Below are 3,325 nucleotides of genomic sequence, written 5' to 3' on the forward strand. Positions count from 1 at the left end.
CACACATGGCGGTGATCTTCGCGGACAGGGCAACGCAAAGATCACCACCAGTGGATCACGCCATGAAGTTGATCAATTACCCAACACTTTCTCAGTCAGCACCACGACGACGCCAGATCAACCGATCCTCAACGAGGCCAAACCACCCGCTTCCAGCACCTGTGCCAACAACTGAGCGACGGGACTCGAACTCGTCGCTCGTGAAGATCACCAACAGGATCACTTCTGTGGATCAGAACCGCTTGGGTCGGCCGCCGTCAGCTGGCGGGCGCTCTGGGTGGTGAAGGAGGGAGTCACCCCTCTCACCCATGGGAGCTGCGGGAGGACCGAGCCGACGAGCGGTAGCCCCCCGGTGTCTGACCGACCAGTTCGGTGAAGGCGTCGATGAAGCTGCCGGGGTTCGACCAGCCCAACCGGATCGCCGTGTCGGTGACCGAGGCACCGTCGCTGAGCTCGATCAGCGCCCGTTGGATGCGCAGCAGGGTGCGCCAGTGGCGGAAGCTCATCGACAGCTCGCTGCCGAACAGTCGGCTCAGGGTGCGTTCGCCGGTGCCGGTGCGGTGGCCCAGCTCGGCCAGCGTCGCCGGGCTTGCCGGGTCCGCATGGAGCAGGTCGGTGACCGCCTTGAGACGCCGGTCGCTCGGCTCCGGGAGGCGCAGCGGCTCCTGTGCGGCGCGGGCGAGCTCGGCGAGTACGACGTCGATCAGCAGCCGCGAACGGGGGCTCTCCAGCGGCTCGCCCTCGCTCATCAGCACCAGATAGGCCTCGCGCAGCAACGCGCTCGCCACGAAGACCGACGGCTCGGCCGGCAGTTGTCCAGTCAGCGTCACAGGCAGCGACAGCACCCGGATGTCCGTCTCGCCGTACGCCTTGCTGCTGTGCACCGCGAAGGGCGGCACCCACATGATCCGACTGGCCGGCGCCACCCAGGTGCCCACCTGGGTCGCTGTGATCAGGGCCCCACGCGCGGCGTAGCGGAGCTGGCCGTAGTCGTGGAAGTGCGCGGCCACGTCGGCGCCATGGGCCAGCGGCGCCGACAACGGCACATCGTCGGTGCAGAAGCTCGGCTCGCCGCGGGGGTCGGACACGCGATCGAGGCTACCCGCCGCTGGCGGGTTATCGGAAGATCCTGGCGTGATACCGGTGGTGCGCCTGGCACCGCAGACCGCATCGTGGAGACATGTCACAACAGATCAAGCTTGAGACCGCTGGTGAAGCGGTGGCAGCGATGAACACCCGGACGACCGGCACGATCGCCGTTTTCGGCGCGACGGGGCAACAGGGCGGGGCGGTGGTCGACGCGCTGCTGGACCACAACGCGCGGGTGCGGGCTCTGGTTCGCAACCCGCAGTCCGACCGGGCTCGGGCGCTGGCCGCCCGCGGCGTCGAGCTGGCGGCCGTCCGGGCCGACGACCCGGCGTCGCTGACCGCCGCGCTGGCGACGGTCGGGGGGTTCTCCTTCATGACCCCGGAAGCGAACAGCCTCGAAGAGGTCGAGGCGGAGATCCGCATCGGTACCGCGCTCGTCGACGCGGCAGTTGAGGCGGGCGTCCCGCACGTCGTGTTCAACTCGGTCTTCGGGGCGGACCGGGAGTCGGGTGTGCCGCACCACGACTCGAAGCAGTCGATCGAGGAGCACCTGAGGCAGTCCGGCCTCAGGGCCTCGGTGGTTCGCGCGACCGCCTTCATGGAGAACTTCGCGAGCGTGATGGCACCGAGCCTGGAGCATGGGGAGATCGTGCTGAGGATGCCGCTGCCGGAGGACGTCGCCCTGAAGATGATCTCGGTCCGGGACATCGGCCGGGTCGCCGCCGCGCTCCTGCTCGACACCGCGGTGGCGACCGGCGGAGTCGTCGAGCTCGTCGGCGACGAGCTGACGGGCCCCCAGATCGCCGAGGCGTTCGGCGCGCACGCCGGGCTCCCGGCACGGTACGAGGCCCTCCCGTTGAGCGTGCTTCCCAACGACCTCGACAAGGCGATGTTCCGCGAGTTCGCGAAGGCGAGGGAAGACCCTTCGGACCTCACGGTGGTGCGCTCGATCGAGCCGGCCACCCTGGACCTGGTCGAGTGGATCCGAGCTACCGGCTGGACCGCGCCCGCAAACGTGGCTGGTTCCTGAGCCTCCGGCGAGCGTTCACCTTTTCCGCCTACGGCAGGCCGGAAGTCCAACAACTGTCCGAGGTCCCGGTGCCGGCACCGGCCCGGGGCAGGAGCGGCTGGTGAATGTCGACGTGGACGTGGAGTCGGTGAACGTGAGGGTCAAGGCCGCGGCGGCGGGGCACAGATGTCCGGGGTTCGGGCGCTGGTCGACCCGGGGCGGACTTTCGTCGAGCCGATCGAAGGGCTGACGCGACGCCACGGCCGGTGGACCGAGCGCCTGCGGTCGACGCTCGCCTCGGTCGGCCTGGCACCGGCCTGGCGGGCCGATGCCCGGCTGGCCGGGGTGTTCGGGGTGTCGGTGAGCCGGAGCACGGGTGCCGAGACCCGCCGGCCGGTGGACCTGCTGCCCGACCGGGAGTCGTCGGGCCTGGCGGCCTGGCCGGCCGAGCGGCCGGGCGGCGCGGATTGCTCGCCCGAGCCATCCGCACGGTCGACGCCGGGATCTCCCGCCCGGACCACTACCCCATCGCCCTCGCAGCCCACCCCCAGTGAAGAACCCTCAGGCCGGAACAGCAGGGCAGACATGCCCGACGGCCGGAAAGGCCGGGATCCTCACCCTCTTCGGTGAAGAGCGCCCGGCAGCATTCGTCTCTGTCCGGCGCTCAGCCGGCCCAGCCCTCGGCGTTCGAGTACGACTCGAAGGAGTAGCGCGTGTCGCGGCCCCACTCCTCACCGGTGATGCGTTCGTAAGCACGGTCCGGCACGTAAAGCAGGCTCTCGGCCCAGATGTGGTCGATGACGAACGGGGCGAAGGCGGAAGCGTCCTGCAGAACTCTGCCGAATACCGCGCGGCCGGCGGCGACGACCGCGGCCCGCGTGTACAGGAAGGCGTCTCCCGACAGGTCTTGTCCGTACTCCTTGCGGTCCAATTGGTAGAGCACCCAGGACAGTTGTTCCGCGAAGCCTGTGACCAGCGACAACGGCGACCGGGCGAGGCGCTCAGTGATGTTGGCGGCGAGGAGTTCGGCCTCCGAGTCAGGTCCTGCGGGCCTGCAGTCTTCGATGAGCTGCCAGAAGGCGTCTTCGTTCACGCTGGGAGCATGACGCAGCGGACGGACACTTCCGACCACTGAGCTCTTTCAGCGTTGAAGCTCCAGGGTGAGGACGGCTTTGGCTGCTGACGTAAGCCAGTTCGGGCTGCACCGGGCGTGGCGGAAGATCCGCC

At 69.1% G+C, this 3,325-nt stretch carries 3 protein-coding genes and 1 pseudogene; 1 reads left to right on the forward strand and 3 read right to left on the reverse strand.

The features are described from left to right. Positions 1-302: 302 nt before the first annotated feature. On the reverse strand, positions 303-1,088 hold the full coding sequence (locus ABT048_RS41560) for an AraC family transcriptional regulator (RefSeq protein WP_350526848.1): 786 nt from the start codon (positions 1,086-1,088) through the stop codon (positions 303-305). 140 nt (positions 1,089-1,228) lie between these two features. On the opposite strand from ABT048_RS41560, the gene ABT048_RS41565 reads away from it, so the two are divergent. Next, positions 1,229-2,119: an NmrA/HSCARG family protein gene (locus ABT048_RS41565; RefSeq protein ID WP_350526850.1), complete on the forward strand. Its 891-nt coding sequence runs from the start codon at positions 1,229-1,231 to the stop codon at positions 2,117-2,119. Positions 2,120-2,762: 643 nt separating this feature from the next. Here the strand turns inward: ABT048_RS41565 and ABT048_RS41570 are convergent. Both ABT048_RS41570 and ABT048_RS41575 read right to left on the reverse strand, forming a co-directional pair. Then, positions 2,763-3,191 carry a DUF4240 domain-containing protein gene (locus ABT048_RS41570; RefSeq protein WP_350526849.1) on the reverse strand — a complete coding sequence of 143 codons (429 nt, stop codon included), beginning with the start codon at positions 3,189-3,191 and terminating at the stop codon, positions 2,763-2,765. A 48-nt stretch (positions 3,192-3,239) separates the two neighbouring features. Beyond that, positions 3,240-3,325, reverse strand: a pseudogene (locus ABT048_RS41575) (IS5/IS1182 family transposase); the annotation flags it as partial.

The sequence above is a fragment of the Kitasatospora sp. NPDC096140 genome (assembly GCF_040303045.1).
In the GTDB taxonomy this organism is placed as follows: Bacteria; Actinomycetota; Actinomycetes; order Streptomycetales; family Streptomycetaceae; genus Kitasatospora.